This is a genomic window from Phytoactinopolyspora mesophila (assembly GCF_010122465.1).
Lineage (GTDB): Bacteria > Actinomycetota > Actinomycetes > Jiangellales > Jiangellaceae > Phytoactinopolyspora > Phytoactinopolyspora mesophila.
This window is the reverse complement of sequence record NZ_WLZY01000001.1, coordinates 521581-539348: the sequence shown is the minus strand read 5'-3', so window position 1 is coordinate 539348 and position 17768 is coordinate 521581. Positions and strand designations below refer to the sequence as shown.

The 17768-nt window shown below is 66.0% G+C and carries 19 protein-coding genes; 4 read left to right on the top strand and 15 right to left on the bottom strand.

What is annotated here, in order from left to right; genetic code table 11:
• Nucleotides 1-158 precede the first annotated feature (158 nt).
• From F7O44_RS02455 to F7O44_RS02420, 8 genes are all read right to left on the bottom strand, one after another.
• Entirely contained in the window at nt 159-1733 is a 1575-nt protein-coding gene (locus F7O44_RS02455) for an endonuclease/exonuclease/phosphatase family protein (protein WP_162448583.1), read from the bottom strand.
• An 87-nt stretch (nt 1734-1820) separates the two neighbouring features.
• Nucleotides 1821-2696 carry an SMR family transporter gene (locus tag F7O44_RS02450; RefSeq protein ID WP_162448582.1) on the bottom strand — a complete coding sequence of 292 codons (876 nt, stop codon included), beginning with the start codon at nt 2694-2696 and terminating at the stop codon, nt 1821-1823.
• Nucleotides 2697-2718: 22 nt separating this feature from the next.
• Nucleotides 2719-3651 (bottom strand): carbohydrate ABC transporter permease, encoded by a 933-nt coding sequence (locus F7O44_RS02445; RefSeq protein WP_222850971.1) that lies wholly within the window; start codon nt 3649-3651, stop codon nt 2719-2721.
• A gap of 9 nt (nt 3652-3660) precedes the next feature.
• A complete protein-coding gene (locus F7O44_RS02440) occupies nt 3661-4602 on the bottom strand; it encodes a carbohydrate ABC transporter permease (protein ID WP_162448581.1) in 942 nt (313 codons plus the stop codon).
• Entirely contained in the window at nt 4599-5729 is a 1131-nt protein-coding gene (locus F7O44_RS02435; RefSeq protein ID WP_162448580.1) for an ABC transporter ATP-binding protein, read from the bottom strand. Before F7O44_RS02435 ends, F7O44_RS02440 begins: the two co-directional genes overlap by 4 nt.
• A gap of 76 nt (nt 5730-5805) precedes the next feature.
• The gene (locus F7O44_RS02430) at nt 5806-6567 is read right to left on the bottom strand and encodes an HAD family hydrolase (RefSeq protein WP_162448579.1); all 762 of its coding nucleotides are present in this window, start codon (nt 6565-6567) and stop codon (nt 5806-5808) included.
• A 73-nt stretch (nt 6568-6640) separates the two neighbouring features.
• Nucleotides 6641-7972: an ABC transporter substrate-binding protein gene (locus F7O44_RS02425; protein ID WP_162448578.1), complete on the bottom strand. Its 1332-nt coding sequence runs from the start codon at nt 7970-7972 to the stop codon at nt 6641-6643.
• 149 nt (nt 7973-8121) lie between these two features.
• A complete protein-coding gene (locus tag F7O44_RS02420) occupies nt 8122-9003 on the bottom strand; it encodes an endonuclease/exonuclease/phosphatase family protein (RefSeq protein ID WP_162448577.1) in 882 nt (293 codons plus the stop codon).
• Nucleotides 9004-9191: 188 nt separating this feature from the next.
• Between F7O44_RS02420 and F7O44_RS02415 the strand changes: the two genes are divergently transcribed.
• Entirely contained in the window at nt 9192-10073 is an 882-nt protein-coding gene (locus tag F7O44_RS02415; protein ID WP_162448576.1) for a LysR substrate-binding domain-containing protein, read from the top strand.
• Nucleotides 10074-10481: 408 nt separating this feature from the next.
• Nucleotides 10482-11354 carry a DUF3592 domain-containing protein gene (locus F7O44_RS02410; RefSeq protein ID WP_162448575.1) on the top strand — a complete coding sequence of 291 codons (873 nt, stop codon included), beginning with the start codon at nt 10482-10484 and terminating at the stop codon, nt 11352-11354.
• A 65-nt stretch (nt 11355-11419) separates the two neighbouring features.
• On the opposite strand, the gene F7O44_RS02405 is transcribed toward F7O44_RS02410, so the two are convergent.
• Both F7O44_RS02405 and F7O44_RS02400 read right to left on the bottom strand, forming a co-directional pair.
• Nucleotides 11420-11977: an NUDIX hydrolase gene (locus F7O44_RS02405; protein ID WP_162448574.1), complete on the bottom strand. Its 558-nt coding sequence runs from the start codon at nt 11975-11977 to the stop codon at nt 11420-11422.
• Between the two features lie 87 nt (nt 11978-12064).
• Entirely contained in the window at nt 12065-12787 is a 723-nt protein-coding gene (locus F7O44_RS02400) for an RDD family protein (RefSeq protein ID WP_162448573.1), read from the bottom strand.
• A gap of 177 nt (nt 12788-12964) precedes the next feature.
• Between F7O44_RS02400 and F7O44_RS02395 the strand changes: the two genes are divergently transcribed.
• Nucleotides 12965-13279, top strand: coding sequence for a hypothetical protein (locus F7O44_RS02395; RefSeq protein WP_162448167.1), 315 nt, complete (start codon nt 12965-12967; stop codon nt 13277-13279).
• Between the two features lie 7 nt (nt 13280-13286).
• On the opposite strand, the gene F7O44_RS02390 is transcribed toward F7O44_RS02395, so the two are convergent.
• The 5 genes from F7O44_RS02390 to F7O44_RS02370 form a co-directional block, all read right to left on the bottom strand.
• Nucleotides 13287-13676 carry a hypothetical protein gene (locus tag F7O44_RS02390; protein WP_162448572.1) on the bottom strand — a complete coding sequence of 130 codons (390 nt, stop codon included), beginning with the start codon at nt 13674-13676 and terminating at the stop codon, nt 13287-13289.
• A complete protein-coding gene (locus tag F7O44_RS02385; protein ID WP_162448571.1) occupies nt 13673-13843 on the bottom strand; it encodes a hypothetical protein in 171 nt (56 codons plus the stop codon). The genes F7O44_RS02390 and F7O44_RS02385 overlap by 4 nt, the downstream gene beginning before the upstream one ends.
• A gap of 162 nt (nt 13844-14005) precedes the next feature.
• On the bottom strand, nt 14006-15445 hold the full coding sequence (locus F7O44_RS02380) for a hypothetical protein (RefSeq protein ID WP_187361005.1): 1440 nt from the start codon (nt 15443-15445) through the stop codon (nt 14006-14008).
• Nucleotides 15445-16182, bottom strand: a complete 738-nt coding sequence (locus F7O44_RS02375) for an alpha/beta fold hydrolase (RefSeq protein WP_343073822.1) — start codon at nt 16180-16182, stop codon at nt 15445-15447. The genes F7O44_RS02380 and F7O44_RS02375 overlap by 1 nt, the downstream gene beginning before the upstream one ends.
• Nucleotides 16183-16223: 41 nt before the next feature.
• A complete protein-coding gene (locus tag F7O44_RS02370; RefSeq protein WP_162448569.1) occupies nt 16224-17243 on the bottom strand; it encodes an SDR family oxidoreductase in 1020 nt (339 codons plus the stop codon).
• Between the two features lie 168 nt (nt 17244-17411).
• Between F7O44_RS02370 and F7O44_RS02365 the strand changes: the two genes are divergently transcribed.
• A complete protein-coding gene (locus F7O44_RS02365) occupies nt 17412-17738 on the top strand; it encodes a plasmid stabilization protein (RefSeq protein ID WP_162448568.1) in 327 nt (108 codons plus the stop codon).
• The last annotated feature ends 30 nt before the right edge of the window (nt 17739-17768 follow it).

Below are 17768 nucleotides of genomic sequence, written 5' to 3'. Positions count from 1 at the left end.
TTCCGCACGCAACCTTTCCGGGCACCCGCGCGTCTTTCTTAGTACCGAGGCAGTCGGTCGACGCGCCGCCGACGCTCGGTGTGCACGTCGGGCACCCGCTACGGGACGTTGGGGGCAGCGGGTGCCCGGCAACATCTTCACCATCCGCGTCCGGGACGCTACTCTGACTTGGCGGACGATGCCACGTCAGGCGCCACCACGGTGAATCCGGCCTCCGCCAGAATCCGATACCCGTCCGCCTCGAGCAGGTAGGCCACGTATTCACCTGGCTCTGGGGGCCACGCGGCCGAGCCTTCCGCAGGTTGCTCAGCCGAGAACGTCACTGAGCCGTCCAGGACCGGGACGGTCGCTGTCTGGCCGCCGCCCACGTACTGCCAGAACCGAGAGCCGACGCTGCCCGGAGTGTCGCCGACGTGGTAGATGCCGACCCAGTCCGTTGCGTTTCCAGGAGTGTTGGTGAAGATGGCCGTGATCGGGTCGCCGGAAGCGTAGACGTCGGCGTCGAGTTCCAGAGACGGCAGCATCGACGCGTCGCGGACCACGAAGCTGGTGGACGCGGTCACACCGCCGCGGCTGCGCAGGTTCACCACGTATTCACCGGGTTCGAGCGGCCAGCTCCGGCCCGCTTCGGTTCCGTCGAAGACGATCGTTCCAGCCTCACCCGGGGTCCGGGCCAGCCGCTCGGGAGCCTTCGAGCCAGCCTTTTCGACCGTGATCCGGTCACCGTCGGCGGCTCCGAGAAAGTCGACTGCGATCGGCTCACCCGGGTCATACACCGGCGCGTCGGTGACGAGCGTCGGCGTGAGCTCCCGGACGGGCTTCGGGACGACGTCGAACTCCGAGACGACGGCCCGGTGATCCGACGGCCACGGTTCGACGACGATCTGGCTCAGTTCGGATTCTTCCCCCACCACAGCGCTGTCGAGGGTGGTCGACGGACCGGCGGCATACACGTAGTCGATCCGGTCGTGGACCTCGTCGTCGGTCATCTCCGGCGGTGGATACCCAGGGGTCCATGTGTATCCGGGAACGGCGACCTCGTCAGTGTGGACCTCGCGGAAGGTGTCCCGGAAACCCAGTTCTTCCAGCTTCACCGACACCGGCCAGGCGATCTCCGAGCGGAACGGCTCGTCCGAGGCGTCTGCCGCGGCCTGCGTCCAGTCGAGGTGGCTCGGCACGTTGAGATCGCCCACGAAGAACACCGGGATGTCGTCCGCCGCCAGTTCAGGCAGTACCTCGAAGTGCCGGGCTAGCTCATCCAGATGCCGCTGTTCGTTCGCCAGCACTTCATCCACCGAAGCGCCGTCGCGCAGGTCGTACGGACCGTATGGGTATGCACTCAGATGCACGTCCGACACGGCGACGACGTGTGCGTCCCCGACCAGCGCGTACACGTAGATGTCGGGGTGTTCGCCGCGGACCAATGGATACCGGCTGATGATCTGCTGATGCCGCCCGTGCTCGGGGAGGTGATACCACCCGAGTGCGTCGGCCAGGCGCTCGAGGTTGCCGAAGGATTCCTGGACGCCGACGATGTCCGCCTCGGCTACCTCTATGGCCTCTACTACCTTGTCGAAGCTCACTTGATCACCGCCGACCCAGATGTTGAAGGTCATGACCCGCAGCGTGATCTCTTCGTCGGCATGGGCGTGGGCAGCGATCGTTCCCGACCCGGCCAGCGCGACAACCGCGGCGAGCAGGAGTGTTGCTACCCGGCGGATGGTCCTGAACATGACAGCCTCCTCTTCTTGATCGGTGCTCCGTGGCGTGCGTATCTCGGGTATGTGGCCGACATGGTCATCTCGTGTGCTGGCGTCGCTCTACATCGCCACCCCCACCATGGCCAGCCCGGATACGATCCCGAGGGCGGCCGGAATCCGGCGGGCGGCATGACGCTCACCAAGCACGACGATGCCGAATACGACGGCATAGACAACGGCGACTTCCCGCAGGGGCGCGACGTATGAGGCGTAACTATGTGACAGGGCGATCAACGCCAGGGCATAGCTGCCGATGACCATGGCCGCGGCCGCGAGAAGCTGCCAGGGATACGAGACCAGCACCCGGCCGAGTTCTCCCGCGCGGCCGCGGTACGTCACCGCCGCGCCCAGCACCAGGAAGGTGCCGAATTCGACGAACGCCAGGTAAGTGACCGGATCGATCACGGCGACGGCGGCCTTGTCCAGCGCCGTGTAGCAACCGATGGTCACCCCGGTCAGGATCGGCCAGCGCACTGCCGGACCCGGCGCCATGGCCGGCTGGGGCACCGCTGCCTTCGGATTCGCACCCGCCATGGACACGATGGCCGCGCTCACGATCAAGACGCCGACCACGCCGATCAGGTCCGGCCGCTCCCCCAGCAGCGAAACGGCCAGGATCGTCGCTACCAGTGGGCCGCTGCCGCGCGCGATCGGATATGCCACGGACAGGTCGAGCACGCGATACGAGCGGGACAGCGTGACCAGGTAGATGGCGTTCAGGACCACCCGGACAGCCACGAAGCCCGCGACGGGCGCCCAGTGCTCGGGAGCCGGCAGGTGAGTAAGTGCCCAGGGCAACGTGAGGACCACCCCGATCGGTGAGAGCGCGATGAGGAACAGGGTGCGATCGGCGCGCAGTCTTTTGGCGGCCAGATTCCACCCCGCATGCATGAGCCCAGCGATCAGCATCAGGCCGATCACCGCTGCCGTGCTCATCCGCTGCCGATCCGCGCGCCGGCTACTTCTGTCCGCTGGTCAGGCTTACCGCACGCACCAGCCACTTCTGCACGAACAGGAACCCGATCAGCAGCGGCAGCACGATGAATGTCGCCGCTGCCATGATCAGCGGCCATTGGATGCCGTACGCGCCCGCCTCGATGAAGAACTGCCGGAGCCCGACGCTGACCAGTCGCATCTCATCCGAGCGGGTGATCAGCCGCGGCCAGAAGTAGTTGTTGTATTGGACGATGAAGTTCAAGATTCCCACGGTGATGAACACCGGCTTGGCCAGCGGGAAGCAGATCTGCCAGAGCACTTTCCAATGACTCGCCCCGTCCATCCGCGCGGCCTCGATGTAGTCGCGTGGGACCTGCAAGAACGCCTGCCGTACGAGAAAAATCGCCAGCACTGAGACCGAGTTCGACACGATCAGGCCCTGATAGCTGTCCAGCCAGCCGAGCCGGGACAAGATGATGAAGCTGACCACGTAGGTGGCCGGCACCGGCAGCATGTAGGTGACCAGGACCAGCCCGAACAGCATGTCCCGGCCCCAGAACCGCATCTGGGTGATCGCATAGGCCAGCATCGCGGTGTTCACGGTCTGAATCGCCACGATCGCGGCGGCCACGAAGAACGAGTTGAACATGTACCGGCCGAAGCGTGCCGCGGACCAGGCGTCCGGGAAGTTCGACCACACAGCCTCCGCCGGCCACCACACCGGCGGCCAGGCCCACATCTCGTCCGTGGTCTTGATGGAGTTCGTCACCATCCACAGAAACGGCAACGCAATCAGGCCGGTCATGACGATGAGCCCGACGTGGCGCCCGGTGGTTCCGACGAGATCGCGCAGCCGGCGCGGGCCGGTGTGCACCGGCGGCGGTCCTAGTTCCGGCGGGCTGACAGCTTCGTCCAGCGAAGCGTCCAGAGGTTCGGATGTCCTCGAGGTAGCCATCGGAATCCCCTATTGGTAGTGGACGAATCGGCGTCCGACGACGAACTGCGCAAGCGCGATCATCCCGGTGAGCACGACCAGGAAGACCGCCACGGCCGCTGCCTCGCCCACCTGGAATCGCTCGAATGCGGCCTGGTAGTAGAAGTAGAGAAGCGTGCGCGTCGAACCTGCTGGCCCGCCCTGGGTGATCACGTCGATCTGGTCGAAGGCCTGCAGTGCCTCGATCGTCATGATGATGACCAAGAAGAATGTGGTCGGGGAGATCATCGGCAGGGTGATGTCCTTGAACTTCGCCCACGACGACGATCCATCCATCTCGGCGGCTTCGTACAGGTCGGCCGGAACCCGCCCCAGCGCCACCGTGTAAAAGATCATCGCCCAGCCGAGCTGACGCCACACAGTGACGATGATGATGACCACCATCGCCCAGTCGCTCGACGACGCCCAGGGCAGCGCCGGCAGCCCGACACTCGTCATCACGTAGTTGGCCAGGCCGACCCGCGGCTCGAAGATCCAGGTGAACACGATCGACATCGCCACCATCGGGGTGACCCACGGGCTGAAGATGATAGTGCGGTACAGACTCGAGCCACGGAGGCGTTTGTGGAGGAGCAGCGCCAGCAGCAGGCCACCGACGACCGTGGGCACCACCGTCCCCACAGTGAAATAGGTGGTGTTCCAGAGAACCTGGCCGAGGGCGCCGCGGGTGATCAGGAGTTCGTAGTTCTCCAGGCCCACGATGTCGTATTCGGGCGCCATCATGTCCCAGTTGGTGAAGCTCCACCAGAACACCAGGATCATCGGGACGATCCAGAAGACGGTCAACGGCACCATCGCGGGCAGCAGGAAGCCGATGGTGGCCAGCGGGCTGCGCTGCCCTGGCGGTTCGTCCGGACGCCCGCGGCTGCCGGTGCGGGTGCGGCGGCCCGGCCGCTCGACGACGGCGGTCATGACGGCACCGGCGCTAGGTCGCCCGCGGAGTCGAACCAGCGGATGTCCTCAGGCTTGATGGCCAGGTGGGCGACATCCGGTACTCGCATGTCGTCGAGCGTGATGGTCAGTTCCTGACCGCCGATGTCGACCGTCGCGTAGGCGATATCACCGTGCAACTCGCTACGAGACACCGGTCCGCTGAGCGTGATCTGGTGCCGGCTGGCTTCGGCGAGCTCGCCCGGAGACACGAGCGCGGTCGCGCCGGGCCGCACTCCGAGCCACACGTGGGCTCCATCGTTGTCGCTGCCCGCTGCCCGCACCACTTCCGGAACCGGAGCCGAGGACGGCACCTCCAGTGCACGGGCCTCGCCGGGCATCGTGAAATGCGTGCCGGCTCCGGTGCGAGCGAGCCTTCCCCGGATCAGGTTCATCGGCGGGGTCCCCAGGAACCCGGCCACAAACACGTTCGCCGGCTGATCGAACAGTTCCAGCGGGCGGCCGAACTGCTGCAAACGGCCCGCATGCATGATCGCGATGCGGTCCCCCATCGTCATGGCTTCCACCTGGTCGTGGGTGACGTAGAGGGTGGTGACGCCCAGGCGGCGCTGCAGTTTACTGATCTCGGAGCGGGTCTCGGCCCGGAGTTTCGCGTCGAGATTCGACAGCGGCTCGTCCATCAGGAACGCCTGGGGCTCTCGGACAATTGCCCGGCCGAGGGCCACTCGCTGCCGCTGACCTCCGGAGAGCTGCCCTGGTTTCCGGTCCAGCAGGTCGGCGATCTCCAGCGATTCCGCCACCTGCCGAACCCTTTCCCGAGCGTACGTCTTGGGGACACGTCGCTGTTTGAGCGGGTAGCCGATGTTGCGCTCGACCGTCATGTGCGGGTAGAGGGCATAGCTCTGGAACACCATCGCGATGTCGCGCCGCGACGACGCCAGGTTCGAGATCGGCGCGCCGTCCAGGCGGACTTCCCCGGACGTCATCTGGTCCAGTCCGGCGACGATGCGCAGCAGCGTGGTCTTGCCGCAGCCGGACGGCCCGACGATCACCACCAGTTCTCCGTCACCGACGTCGAAGGTCACGTCGCTCAATGCGACAGTCTTGCCAAAACGCTTGTGAACCTGCTCGATTTCGAGGGCTCCCATCAGTGTCCCTCCTGATCGATCGGCGAGGCCGTCGTCGTTGTTGACGGCCCCTGTGCTGGCTGGGCGTCTCGTGCTCTCATGGCGTGATACTCACCTCTTCGAATCGTTCGACCCGGTGCAGAGGTATGGACCCGTTGCCAGAGAACAGGAGCTCGTCGTCCGGCCCCGCTCCACCAAGCCGGATCCCGGTCGCCAGGCCGGCCGCGGTCGCCGCAGCCATGTCGCTCGAGGTGTCCCCGACCAGCAGTGTGCGCTCCGGCGCGACGCCGAGGCGCCGGCACGCCAGGAGCACCCCTTCCGGGTCGGGTTTGCCGCTGCTCACGGTGTCGGCGCCGATCACCACCTCGATGCTGTCCTGAAGGCCCAGCAGGTGCAGGTGACGCAGCGTCCGGTCCTGGTCGTCGGCGGTGACGACGCCCATCCGCACGCCGAGCTCTCTGGCCTGGCCAATGAAGTCCAGAACTCCGGCCGCAGGATCGATGAGCGCCTCCTCGCTCAGCCACGTGTCCACAATCCGGCTCGCTGACTCGACCGCTGCGCACGCCTGTTCCCACCGCAGTCCGGACATGTACAGGCGCTGGGCCAGCACGAGCCGGACCTCGCTGTTCGATCCGACCGCGAGCGGCCCTCCGGCATCGTGGGTCCGGCTGATGAGGTCAGCGCCGACGGCCGAGGCCAGGTCCGAGCGCTGGATCGGCACCGCCACCGTCTCACCGAGCGTGTCCAGTAGAGCGTCGAGCCATGCCAGCCACAAGGACGCGAAGTCAATCAGCGTCCCGTCCTTGTCGAACAAGATCGCATCGATCAGATACTTCCGGTCATGGACAGTCACGGTCACCAAAACCCGTCCCACCCCTCGGTTGCGGTGCCGGCGCCGTGTGCACGCGCCGGCACCTCAGTCAGCTGTCGAGTCACCCGAGCCGGTCCAGGGCCTCTTGTGCTTCCTGCGCCGCCTCAGCCAAGGCTTGCGCAGCGGGCACGTTCTCGATCTGAACCCGGTCTGCAGCGATCGTCAGCGCGTCGTTGATCTCACCTCCGGTCGGATCGACGAACGCCGGCGATGCGATCAGCACCTGCTCGAGGGGCACCATGGCATGTGGGTTTTCTTCCGCATGTGCCTGGAAGTCGGGATCCTCGGCAGCGGACTCACGCACCGGGATGTATCCGGTCTTGATCGAGTACTCCGCCGTGTTCTCGGTCAAGGTGAAGAACTTCAGCCATTCCCAGGCGGCGGCCTTCTCTTCGTCGGAGGCGTCGGCGAGGATCGCACCGGAGTTCCCTCCTGCAACCGGGGCTGGATCGGAACCTTCCCATCCGGGTTGTATGTGCGCACTCACCAGGTCGAAATCGAGATCGCCCTGGTCGCCGCTCGATCCCGTGTACCCGGCGGCGCGGTCCTGGAGAACGTCGTCGATGGTCCGGTACCAATACTCCCAGCCGGTGCCGCCGTGGTGGATCCGCATGATCTCGTCCTCGTGGATCCACTCCCGGAACGCATCCCAGGTCTCCACCCATACGTCGTCATCGATGAGCACCTCGGTGCCGTCGTCGGAGATGATCTGCCCGCCGCGGCTCAAGACCGCGTCGATCATGTTCGCCTCGCCGTACATCGGCTCCCAGCCGTAGCGGGTCACATTGCCGTTGTCCCGCTCCGTCAGCTGTTCTGCGGCCTCGGCCAGGTTCTCCCACGTGGACAACGCCTCTGCCGGGTCGATGCCCGCATCGTCGAAGAAGTCGTGCCGGTAATACATGACCTGAGTAGTACCGAACATCGGCAATTCATAAAGCTGTTCATCGAAGATTCCAGGCTCGACGAATGCGTCCACGAAATCGTCCAGGTCGACGTCCGGGTCGGCCTCGATGTACGGGTCCAGGGCAGCCAATAGCCCACGTTCGGCGAATCCCGCCGGTGCGTTCAACGCCACCGCTGGCGGGTCTCCGGCCGCCACAGCAGCTTGCAGAGCTTGGCCGGTTTCCTCGTACGAGCCCTGTGTCACACCGGTGACGACGACGTTGTCCTGTGATTCGTTGAAGCGGTCGATGAATTCTTCGACAACTTCACCGAGATAACCTCCAAGGCCGTAATAGAACTCGATCGCGACGGCTTCGTCGATCTCGTCGAGATCGACGGCCTCAACAGCTTCGGGGTCGTCTACGCCGTTTCCGGCGCAACCGGCCGCAATAAGTGTGGTAGCGGCAATCAGGGCAATATTCCGGCCCCGGCCACTGTACGGGAGTCTCATCTAAGACACTTCCTCTCGTATGTCGAGTGACTGCCCACCGGGCGGCATCTGAATCGGCGACCCAACAACAGAAGGCTTGGCGGCGGAGTTCTGCCGAGGTGTTCACCTTGCGGATCCGCGACGTGCTGGCAACAGCACGCTCGGGTGGCTCACAACGCGTGTGGCACCGGCGCCGGCACGATCGTGAATTCCGAAACCACGGCCCGATGGTCCGAGGGCCACGAGTCCACCGCGATGTCACTCTGCGGGCCCGGCTCTCCGACCACCTGACTGCTCACCGTCGTGGCCGGGCCGGCCGCGTACACATAGTCGATCCGGTCGCAGACCTCGTCGTCGTCGATGGCCGGCGGTGGATACCCGGGACTCCAGGTGATACCTGGTTTGGCGGCCGCATCCGGATGTGCCTCGCGGAAGCTGTCCCGGAACCCAACCCCCTGCAGGCGCATCGACAGGGGCCACGCGAACGGCGTGCGGAAGGATTCCTCCGACGCCGCCGCGGCTGGTCCGGTCCAGTCCAGGTGACTAGGGACGTTGTGATCGCCGGTCAAGAACACCGGAATGCCGGCCGCCGCCAGTTTTGGCAACGTGTCGAAATGTGCGGCGAGTTCTTCGAGATGGTGCGCTTCCAGACCCAGTACGTGATCGGAAGTGGCGCCGTCTCTCAGTTCGTGCGGACCGTATGGATACGCACGCAGATGGACGTTCGAGATGGCGAATCCAGTGGAATTCTCGGTCAGCGCGTAGACAAAAGTGTCCGGGTCTTGGCCGGGCAACAGCCGAAAACGGCTGACGATCTGCTGGTGACGCTCGTTACCAGGCGCGAAGTGCCAGCCGAGTGCGTCGGCGATTCGCTTGAGATTGGGGCCTGCCTCCTGAATTCCGACCACATCCGCCTCGGCGGCTTTGATCGCCTCCGCCACCTGGCCGAATTCGATTTGCTCACCGCCGAGCCAGATATTGAATGACATCACCCGTACCGTGACGGGGCTTCGGCCATTCGGGTCGCGGTGCCGTTGCTCACCCTCGCCCATATTGATCTCCTCGCGTCGGTTTTCACGTACCGCGGTGAGCCCGCTCTACTGATTAACGTCCGCCTAGGTGACGGTACGGAGTTTAATTGTCGACATGAGATTAGCCTAGTCGAATATTTCTATTGAACAGATCGGCCATACCTATGGTTCACTGAAGTCGTGCCTGTTCTTCGAAGGAGCACGAGCGAATGACCATGAACCTGACCTACCTCCGCGCCTTCGACGCGGTTGCTGAAGCTGGCAGCTTCGTGGGCGCCGCGGCTGCTCTGCACGTCACCCAGCCCACACTGTCCGAGCAGGTCAAAGCACTCGAGCGGAAGTACGGCGTCGCACTCTTCGACCGGCGCGGGCGCGGCGTGGTGCTCACGCCGCTCGGGCACGAGTTGCGTGCGATCAGCCGCCGGCTTTTCGATCTCGAGTCCGAGGCCCATCAATGCCTGGCCGATGCCGGTCAATTGCGCAGCGGACTGCTGCGCCTGGGTACCGACGGACCGGTCCACATCATGCCCTTGCTGGCGGCCTTCCGTGAACGGTACCCAGGGGTCGATGTCGCGCTCTCGACCGGCAACGGCGAGAGCATTCGGGCGGCGTTGCTCGCCAACGAGATCGATCTGGCGGTCATCGCCAACGTGGAGGCGGATCCCCGGCTGGTCACGGCGCCGCTGCGGGAGGGGCGAGTCGTCGCGATCGTGGCGCACGATCATCCGCTGGCGGAACAGGACAGTGTGTCGCCGGCCGAACTCGCGGCCGAGCGCCTGGTGACCCGCGAGTATGGTTCTGTCACTCAGCGCATCTTCCACGAAGCCTGGTGCGAGACCGAGCACATATTGGACGACATCTTCCAGGTAGACAGCCGGGAGGCGTTACACGCCGCAGTGGCCGCGGGTTTGGGCATCGGAGTGGTGGACGAAGTGGAGCTGCCCGGTGATCCGAGAGTTGTCCGGCTGCCCATCGACGGCCTCGACCTGCGGGTCATCGAGTCAGTGGTCTGTTGGGCAGACCGGTTCGACATCCGCGTGGTACGCGCCGGCTGGGAGCTCGCGCTCGAGATTGCTGCCCGGGATCATTAGTTTCGCCGGACCGATTTGCTGACCGGATGCAACCCCGCGCCCCCCTCACGCGTCGTCCAATGTGGCACCGCCCATACGTCGGGCGCCCGTCATGCGATTCATTGGGGGGCGACGGGCGCCCGGCCACCCCACCGCAGCAGGACCGCAACTCGTGGCAATCGGTTGCCACCCTTGCGAACCACTGCTGACCTGCTCATCTGTGGTGTCGCACGGCTTCCCACGCCGCGGCGGCGCACTTTCCCCGTCCTCGTTGCCAACACAGCCGCCCGCGACACCCCACTCGCCCATCGCCGCGTCGCGATCACGTGTCCGTCGGATCGACCCGGCCCGGCTCAACGCCTGAGATCAGGTGCTGAAGTCGGATCGCAAGAATCCACATGTACCCCGACACAACAGAGGTGACAGTCCATGGCAGTGCCGTGGGAAGCCGTTCTGGTCACGGCTTTGATCGGTGTTGCATTCACCGCCGGCGCCGGATTCCGGCTATGGAGAGAACGGGCGCTGCGCGCCGGCGGAGTCAAGACCCATGCACTCGTGGTTGACCAGGATGAGCACTACGACGTGGCCGGCGGTGGCTTCGGCGCACACAACAGATCCCCAGACCCGGGCCGGCGCACCAAGAAGCCGTGGTCGGTATCCACCGCGAACCGGCGCCGCGGCTTGGTTCAGGCTCCGATCGTCGAGTTCACCACCGCGGCCGGGCAGACCGTCCGGACCAGGCCGAAGGTCAGCTCAAATGCGTCCTCGGTCGTGCCGGGCCGCACCGTCACCGTCTTCTACGATCCCGCCCAGCCGCAAGAGGTGGCGATCGCAGGATATGGCCGTGGCGTGCTGTTCCTCTTTTTCGGCATCGGCGTGCTGGTCCTCGCCCTCACCGTGGTGCTGCTGGTCGCCAAGGAAGAGACATTGGCGAGTGCGGCCCCGTTCGCCGCGCCGATCGTCCTCGGCAGCGCCTGCCTCGGTGTCGGCGGTTTCGGCATCGGGCGGGTGTGGACGCTGCGCCGCCGGGGCATCGTGGCCGAGGGGCTCGTCGTCGGTGAGAGCACGTCGAGCACCCGGGAGGGTCTGACGCTTCGTCGTCCGGTTGTCCGATTCACCCTTCAGACCGGCCATGAGGTGCAAACGGCGTCCGAGCGCGGTTCGTTGCACCGGCGCGCGCCGAACCCGGCCAGCAAGTCCAGCTGCGCTACCACCCCGACGATCCCTATCGCATGCTGCTGGTCGGCGACGGCGCCCGGCCGCTCTTCTGGCTCTTCGCCGTGGTGGGAATCGCCGTGCTGACCGGCACCGGGGTAATCACGGTCCTGATCCTCAGCAGCTGAGTCTTCTCATCGGCGTTCCAACTCCTATCCCGCGAGCACCTTCTCGGTGCGGGAGAGGGTCTCGAGGAGGTTCGTCTCCTGGACGACGTCGCGCGCCTCGGCGATGCTCAGCCAGCGCAGCGGCGCCGACGGGCGCTCGGGCCGGGCGGTTTCCGGCGACGACGTCGCGAGAACGAAGCGCAGATCGGCGTGCTCATGGGCGGGGTCGTCGCCACGCGCGGCGACCGGAACGATCACCGCGTGGACCAGCTCCGCGTCCGGCCATGGTGTCAGGTCGCCCAGGCTGGTCTCTTCCTTGCCTTCCCGCAACGCGACCTGCACGGGGTCACTCTCCCCCGGATCGCCGTGGCCACCAACTTGCAGCCACCCCTGCTGGCGTTCGTGCCAGCGCAGAAGCACCTGCCGGCTGTCCGGATGCACGATGAGTGCCGATGCCGTGACATGCAACGGAAGCGACTGTGACCACGGGTCTTGCGCCGTTTGTACGAGGTCACGCATCCGCTCGACGTCGGCGGCTTCGACCGGGCCTTCAGGACGGTAGCTGGCCAGTATGTCGATCAGTGGTCGAGGCTCGTCACTCATGGTGCTCAACACTAGTGCCCGGGGCAGGGAGCGTCGCGCGACTTTCGCGCGCACCGGCCTTCCGCGACTGCGGGATGCGCAACCGGCTCACACCGCGCCTGGGGGGCGCTCGGGCGATCCAGGCTGTGCCGGAGGTGCTGGTGGCAGGGTCTGTCCACCGGTGGGAGGTGCCGGTGGTGGGGTCTGTGCGCCAGCCGGCGGTGCCGGCGGCGGCTCCGGCGGTGGAGGCGCACCGAATTGCGGCTGCCAGCCCGCGCCCGGCGCTGGCTGGCCCGCCGGCACGGTGCCCGGGACCGGCTGCCCGACGGCGTCCGCATGTACCACCCATGTCTTGGCGACGCGGTCTCCCACTCGCTGACGGTCCTGGGAAGCAGCAGCCGTGATGAACCCGACCAGCATCGGGATGATGAACGGGAAGGCATCCACTGCCAGGAAGATCCACCGCACGGCGGCCCGGCCTATTCCGCAGGGCCGGCCGGCGGCGTTTACCGTCCGGATCGCCATCACACTCTTACCGATGGTGCGTCCGGTGAGCCCTTGCCACACCACCAACACCAGCACCCAGTAGGCCAGCCCGATCAGGCTGACCAGCGTGGCCTCGCCGCCCTCGAGGTGGTAGAGGGTGCCGAAAAGCTCGGCCGTCACCTGGCCGTTCACCACCTCGAAGCGCATGGTGATGTTCGTTCCGCTGCGCTGGCCGATCTCGGTTCCGAGCGCGATCACCAGGGACCAGAAGAGGACGAAGCCGGGAATGACGTCGATGACGAACGCCGCGATACGACGCGGCAGAGCTTTGCGTGGGTCCAACACGGGCGCTGAGCCTAGCAGCGATGGCCACCGCCAGGTAGGAATTCGCGCCGTCGGCTGTGCCTTTTCCGTCCAGCTCCACCGCGCGTCGGCCAGGATGGGACCTTCGCGACGTGGCCGCGTGCGCTTCCGTGGAACTGCGTACGCTCGAACGGCGTGTCCGGTAGAGGACCCGGCACAATGGCCCGAACCAGAAGAGGCTCGAACCATGTCCAGCCCTGCACCAATCTACTCGTGGACTTCAGCTGCGGGATCCGCCCAGGCCTGCGCGAGCAGGGATTCCCTGGCTGCGCCGTGTTCGACTGCTTCGGTGCCGGACAGCAAGTCACCCAGGTGACCCCGGAAGGGCCGCTGCGCGCCGAACTCGACGGCGCAATCTTCCTGACCCAGCCACAACTAGCAGCCGCCCAGGGTGACGCCACCACCACGATCCCGGCGTCGTTGGCGCGACCGGCGCACTGGGCTTGGCCTTCTCGCCGCCGCACACGCCAATAGTTGCCGGTTAGGGGACCGTACTGTCGTCCTCGACGTGCAGAGCCGACTCCTCCGGCGAGCCCGTGCGGTCGTCGGGGTGCGGCTCGTCGTCGTCGAAGTCTGCCCCGGGGCCATGGTCCGGCAGGTGTTCGGGCTCTTCAGCGGCGAGGTGACCCTCAATGCCGCGGGGCGCGTGCTCCGGCCCTTGCCCCATCTCCCTCGCGGTGCGCACGGTGGGAGTCTCACCAGGTGCGATCGGCTCCTCTGGCTCGGGCACCTCGCCCTTGCCGGTGGTAGATTCGTCGGCCACTTCGGGGACACCCTCGGCTTCCAGATCCGCACCCGGATCACGGTGTGCATCCTGGACCTCGGGCATCTCCTCACCTGCTGCCAGCGGGCGCTCGTCCGACATACTCATTCATCTTCCTTCGCGCGCATCAGCTGGAGCCGATCGTCCAGCAGCCGGTCGATGCTCTCGCTCGCCAGCAGCACGTCCAATGGATCTGTGCAGTGACGCCGTTGTTCGAGCAACGTGTCGATAGCGTGATCAACTTCGTCAATCTTGGAACCGACGAGCAAGCTCATGATCTTCCTCCCAGCCGACGGATGGCTATACAACCCTCGGTAGCCATTACTGCTGGCTTGAAACCCTTCGCGGCCGGATTCTTCCGCCTCTCGCAAACGGCCAGCTGTCAGTGAGCCCGTCAGAACCCGAGGAACTGGAGGCGCCGGCCAGCCGTTCGTCGATCACGGTGCGGACGGCTGCAGCGTGCCCTCCCTTGCCTGCCCGGCTCCCGGCGGGCCTGTATCGTCCCAGGTCAGGTCATAACGATCGCCGTGCTCGTCCAGGAAGCGGGTGAAATCGTTCAGCGGCAACGGCGGGGGCAGCGGGTACCGGCTGGCGATCTCCCGTTGGATCACGCCGTCATATCGGGCGAAATGGGCGAAGTCGCGGGGAAAGTCATCGAGGTCCGCTCCCAACGTGGTTCCCCGCCGGCTCGCGTGACGCAGCACCCGCTGCCAGTCTCTCTTGCTGGGCAAACCCGGCGACTCCACGCCGTGCTGGAACAGCATGAGGTAGATCTCGTCGTACGGTGGAGCCTCACGCAGGTATTCGTCCAGCTCCCGCAACGACGGCTCGCTGTTGAACTTCATCCAGAACGGCACCGCGCCGGTGCGCATCGTCCAGTACGGCTCCATCACCACGAAGCTCGAGACCATCAGCCGGTTGGCCGGCACGCGCCTGGCGGCGTTTCGCCACCGGTACAGGTCGGCAACCATCGGGCTGGTGTCCGACGGCCGCTCGTAAGTGATGCGCAGGATCCGGTACCCGTTCTCACGTGCGAAGCGTTCGATGTCGTCCAGCAGCGCACGCTCGAAACCCCACTCCGCTTCCGGTGTCTCGTCATCGAGTTCCGGGCCGTGCCAGCGTCGTACCGGTGAGTCGTGGCGTGCCAGGTAATCCGCCACTCGGCGGCTGCCGTGGTGGTATTCCTCTTCGGTCAGCCCGTCCGGGGCGCCGTGCTGAAAGACGTACCGCTCCCCCATCCGGGTGGTGCGCCAGGTCAGCCGGCAGTCCGGAACGATGATCGTGCCGCCCGGCTGCAGCCGCTCGCGCAGGAACCGTTCGTAGTCCGCTCCGAGTACCCGGCGTTTGACCCGGAAGTACGTCAGGGCACGCACCATCAGCCGGTCCTGGCTCGCGTCATGCATATGGTGCAGCTGCAGGTCCGGCAGGTGCTCCATCATCTTGTGGCCATATCGCCGGGCCTTCTCCATGGCGTCGGCGGGGTCGTCCGGGTGCACCCGCTGGCGGACCGGCACCAGCATGGTCTGTGGGAGCCAAGGAATCCCGAGCGCGGTGTACAGGTGGGTCAACGCGCCGTTCGATGCGCCCACCGCCACCGCAGGGTACGGTCCGGGTGGATAAATCTCGGACAGCCACTCGCCGACCTCGGTGAAATCGATCCGGTGCACCCGCCGTGGGGTGATCGTCTCGAAGGCCCCACTGGTGATGAAGACCTTCTCTTTGGCGCGGCTGGGCAACCATCCGGTCGCCTTGACGGGTGGTTTCAACGGCGCTGGCTGCCCGAGAGCGTCGAAACTCTGGCCATCGAGATACCGCGCGTTGGCTAGCGCCATGGCCGCGGCGGAGTCGAAGTTGGCGATAAAGCTCGGCGCGGACATCATAAGCCTCCGTTCTGGTCGGCGAAATGAGTGATAGCTCGGGCGAACGGCAACGGACTGTCGTGGCTGAGCGCATGTCTTGCCCCTGGGAGCACCGCGAGCCGCCCGTCGCGTGCTCGTCCGGCCAGCTCCGCCACCCACGCCCTCGTCATCAGCGGATCCCGCGTGCCCCAGCACACCAGCAACGGCTGCGAGAGCCGGGCGACACGGTCCTCGATACGGTCGTGCAACGCAGCGGAGAAGGTCCGGATGACGCGCGGGAGACCGGCCCGGGCGAAGTCCTCCACGATCAGTCTCTGAAGTTGCATCGACTGTCTTTCCCGCGGCCATCGGGCCAGCTGCTGGCGCCACGTTCGCCTGTCGGCCTGCACGATCGGCGCACCGAGCACGACGGCGCGGCACGCGTCGGGATGACGCTCGGCGGCGGCCGCGACGACCTGACACCCGAATGACGTGCCCACGATCGTCGGTGACCGGAGCCGATTGGCCTCGACCCAGGCAGCCAGTAAGTCCGCGTGCTCCTCGACGCCCAGCACGCCGGTGTGCGGGCTCATTCCGAAACCTGGCAGATCGGGCGCCCACACGCGGGACCTCTCACTGAGCAGGCGACCGAGCGGCGCGCACATCCGGCTGGCCACGCCCAATCCGTGGACGAGTACCACGTCCGCGCGCGCATTCGGCGCCGGCCAATGCAGAGAATGTATCCAGATGCTACGGATCCGGGCATGGGCCGACACAGCCGAGGGAGACTCGGCCGTGTCGGTCTCTAGGCGGACCTTCAAGCGCGACGCCTCCGGACGATTTCGGCGACACCGGCGCCGGCGGCGAGCACCGCCCCGACTGTCAGCAGCCGCCTAGCCGGTCCACGGCCGTCCGCCGACGCGGAGCGCGGGTCACGTGGACCGACGTGGTCGGCGGTGGGTGTCCATCCCCCACTCACGGTTGCGTCGCCCGAGCTGGGTTCGAAGATGTTCCCGCTGCTGGGCGGCACCGGTGTTGTCCCGAAGTGATCTTTGCCGACCTGGCGCGCGCTGATCCGTTCGGCTAAACCCGGCGCGACTCTGCTGCCCAGCAGCGCCAGGGCGGTGGACTTCCCGACGACGACTTCGCTGCGAGGCCGGCGCGCGCATGAGAGGACCGCCGAGGCCACCCGATCCGCGGAGACAACTGGCGCCAACGGCTTGACCCGCAAACCCATGTAGTTCCCGCCGGAGGCGAACAGCGGCGTGTCGACTGGTCCCGGCAGCACCACGCAGACATGGATGCCCGGCACATCGAGCACTTCCTGCCGGACCGATTCCGACAAGGCCCGTACGGCCTGCTTGCTGACCACATAGCTGCTCATGAAGGGCGAACTCACCTTGCCGAGCAGCGACGACACATTGACGATCACGCCTTGGCCCTGTTCTCTCATCCACGGCAGGGCCGCGCGAATGCCGTGGTACGTGCCGAAGACGTTGGTTTCGACCACCCGGTGCCACGCCTCGACCGGCGAGTCGTCGAGCCGCCCGAAGAGATTGACGCCGGCGTTGTTGACCCACACGTCCAGCCGTCCGTAACGTCCGGCGACTTCGCGAGCGATCTCATCTACGGCGTCGGCATCGGTGACATCGGCCGCAAAAACATCCGCGTCCGCGCCGCGGCGCCGGCATTCGTCGGCGACCTCTTCCAGAGCAGCCGACCGCCGGGCATTGAGTGCGACGGTGGCACCCTTCTCCGCGAAAGCGTTCGCGGTGGCCCGGCCGATGCCGCTCGACGCACCCGTCACCACGACGACCTTGTCCTTGAGCCTGCTCACGTCGTTCGCACCCTCTTTCGGCTCACTGGCAGCTGATGTGTGGCACGTACCCACGCGGCTGCCCGATATGCGGCGCGAAGGCGCCTCGTGCAAGCGGCCACGGCGATTCGCGGCCTGTTAGCAAGCACCTGCGAGGGGTAAGGCTGCTGGGCAGGAGGTGAGCCAGCAATGCCCCAACAACAATGGAACAAGAAGGAAGAACGCCAGTACGAGCACGTCAAGTCCAGTCTGAAAGACCGTGACTACAAAGAGGACACCGCCGAGGAGATCGCGGCACGTACCGTCAACAAGGAACGTGCGCGCTCCGGCTCAGCGAAGCAGAAGAGCAAATCCTCCACCGACGACATCTCCTCCGGGCGCCGGGGCGGTTTACGGTCCGGCAAAGGGCCCGGCGGGCGCACCAAGGATCAGCTCTACGAAGAGGCCAAGAAGAAGAACATCAAAGGCCGCTCCAAGATGTCCAAGCGTGAACTCGAGAAGGCGGTCGGTCGCTGACACATCTGCTCCCCATCCCTGGCGTAAGGC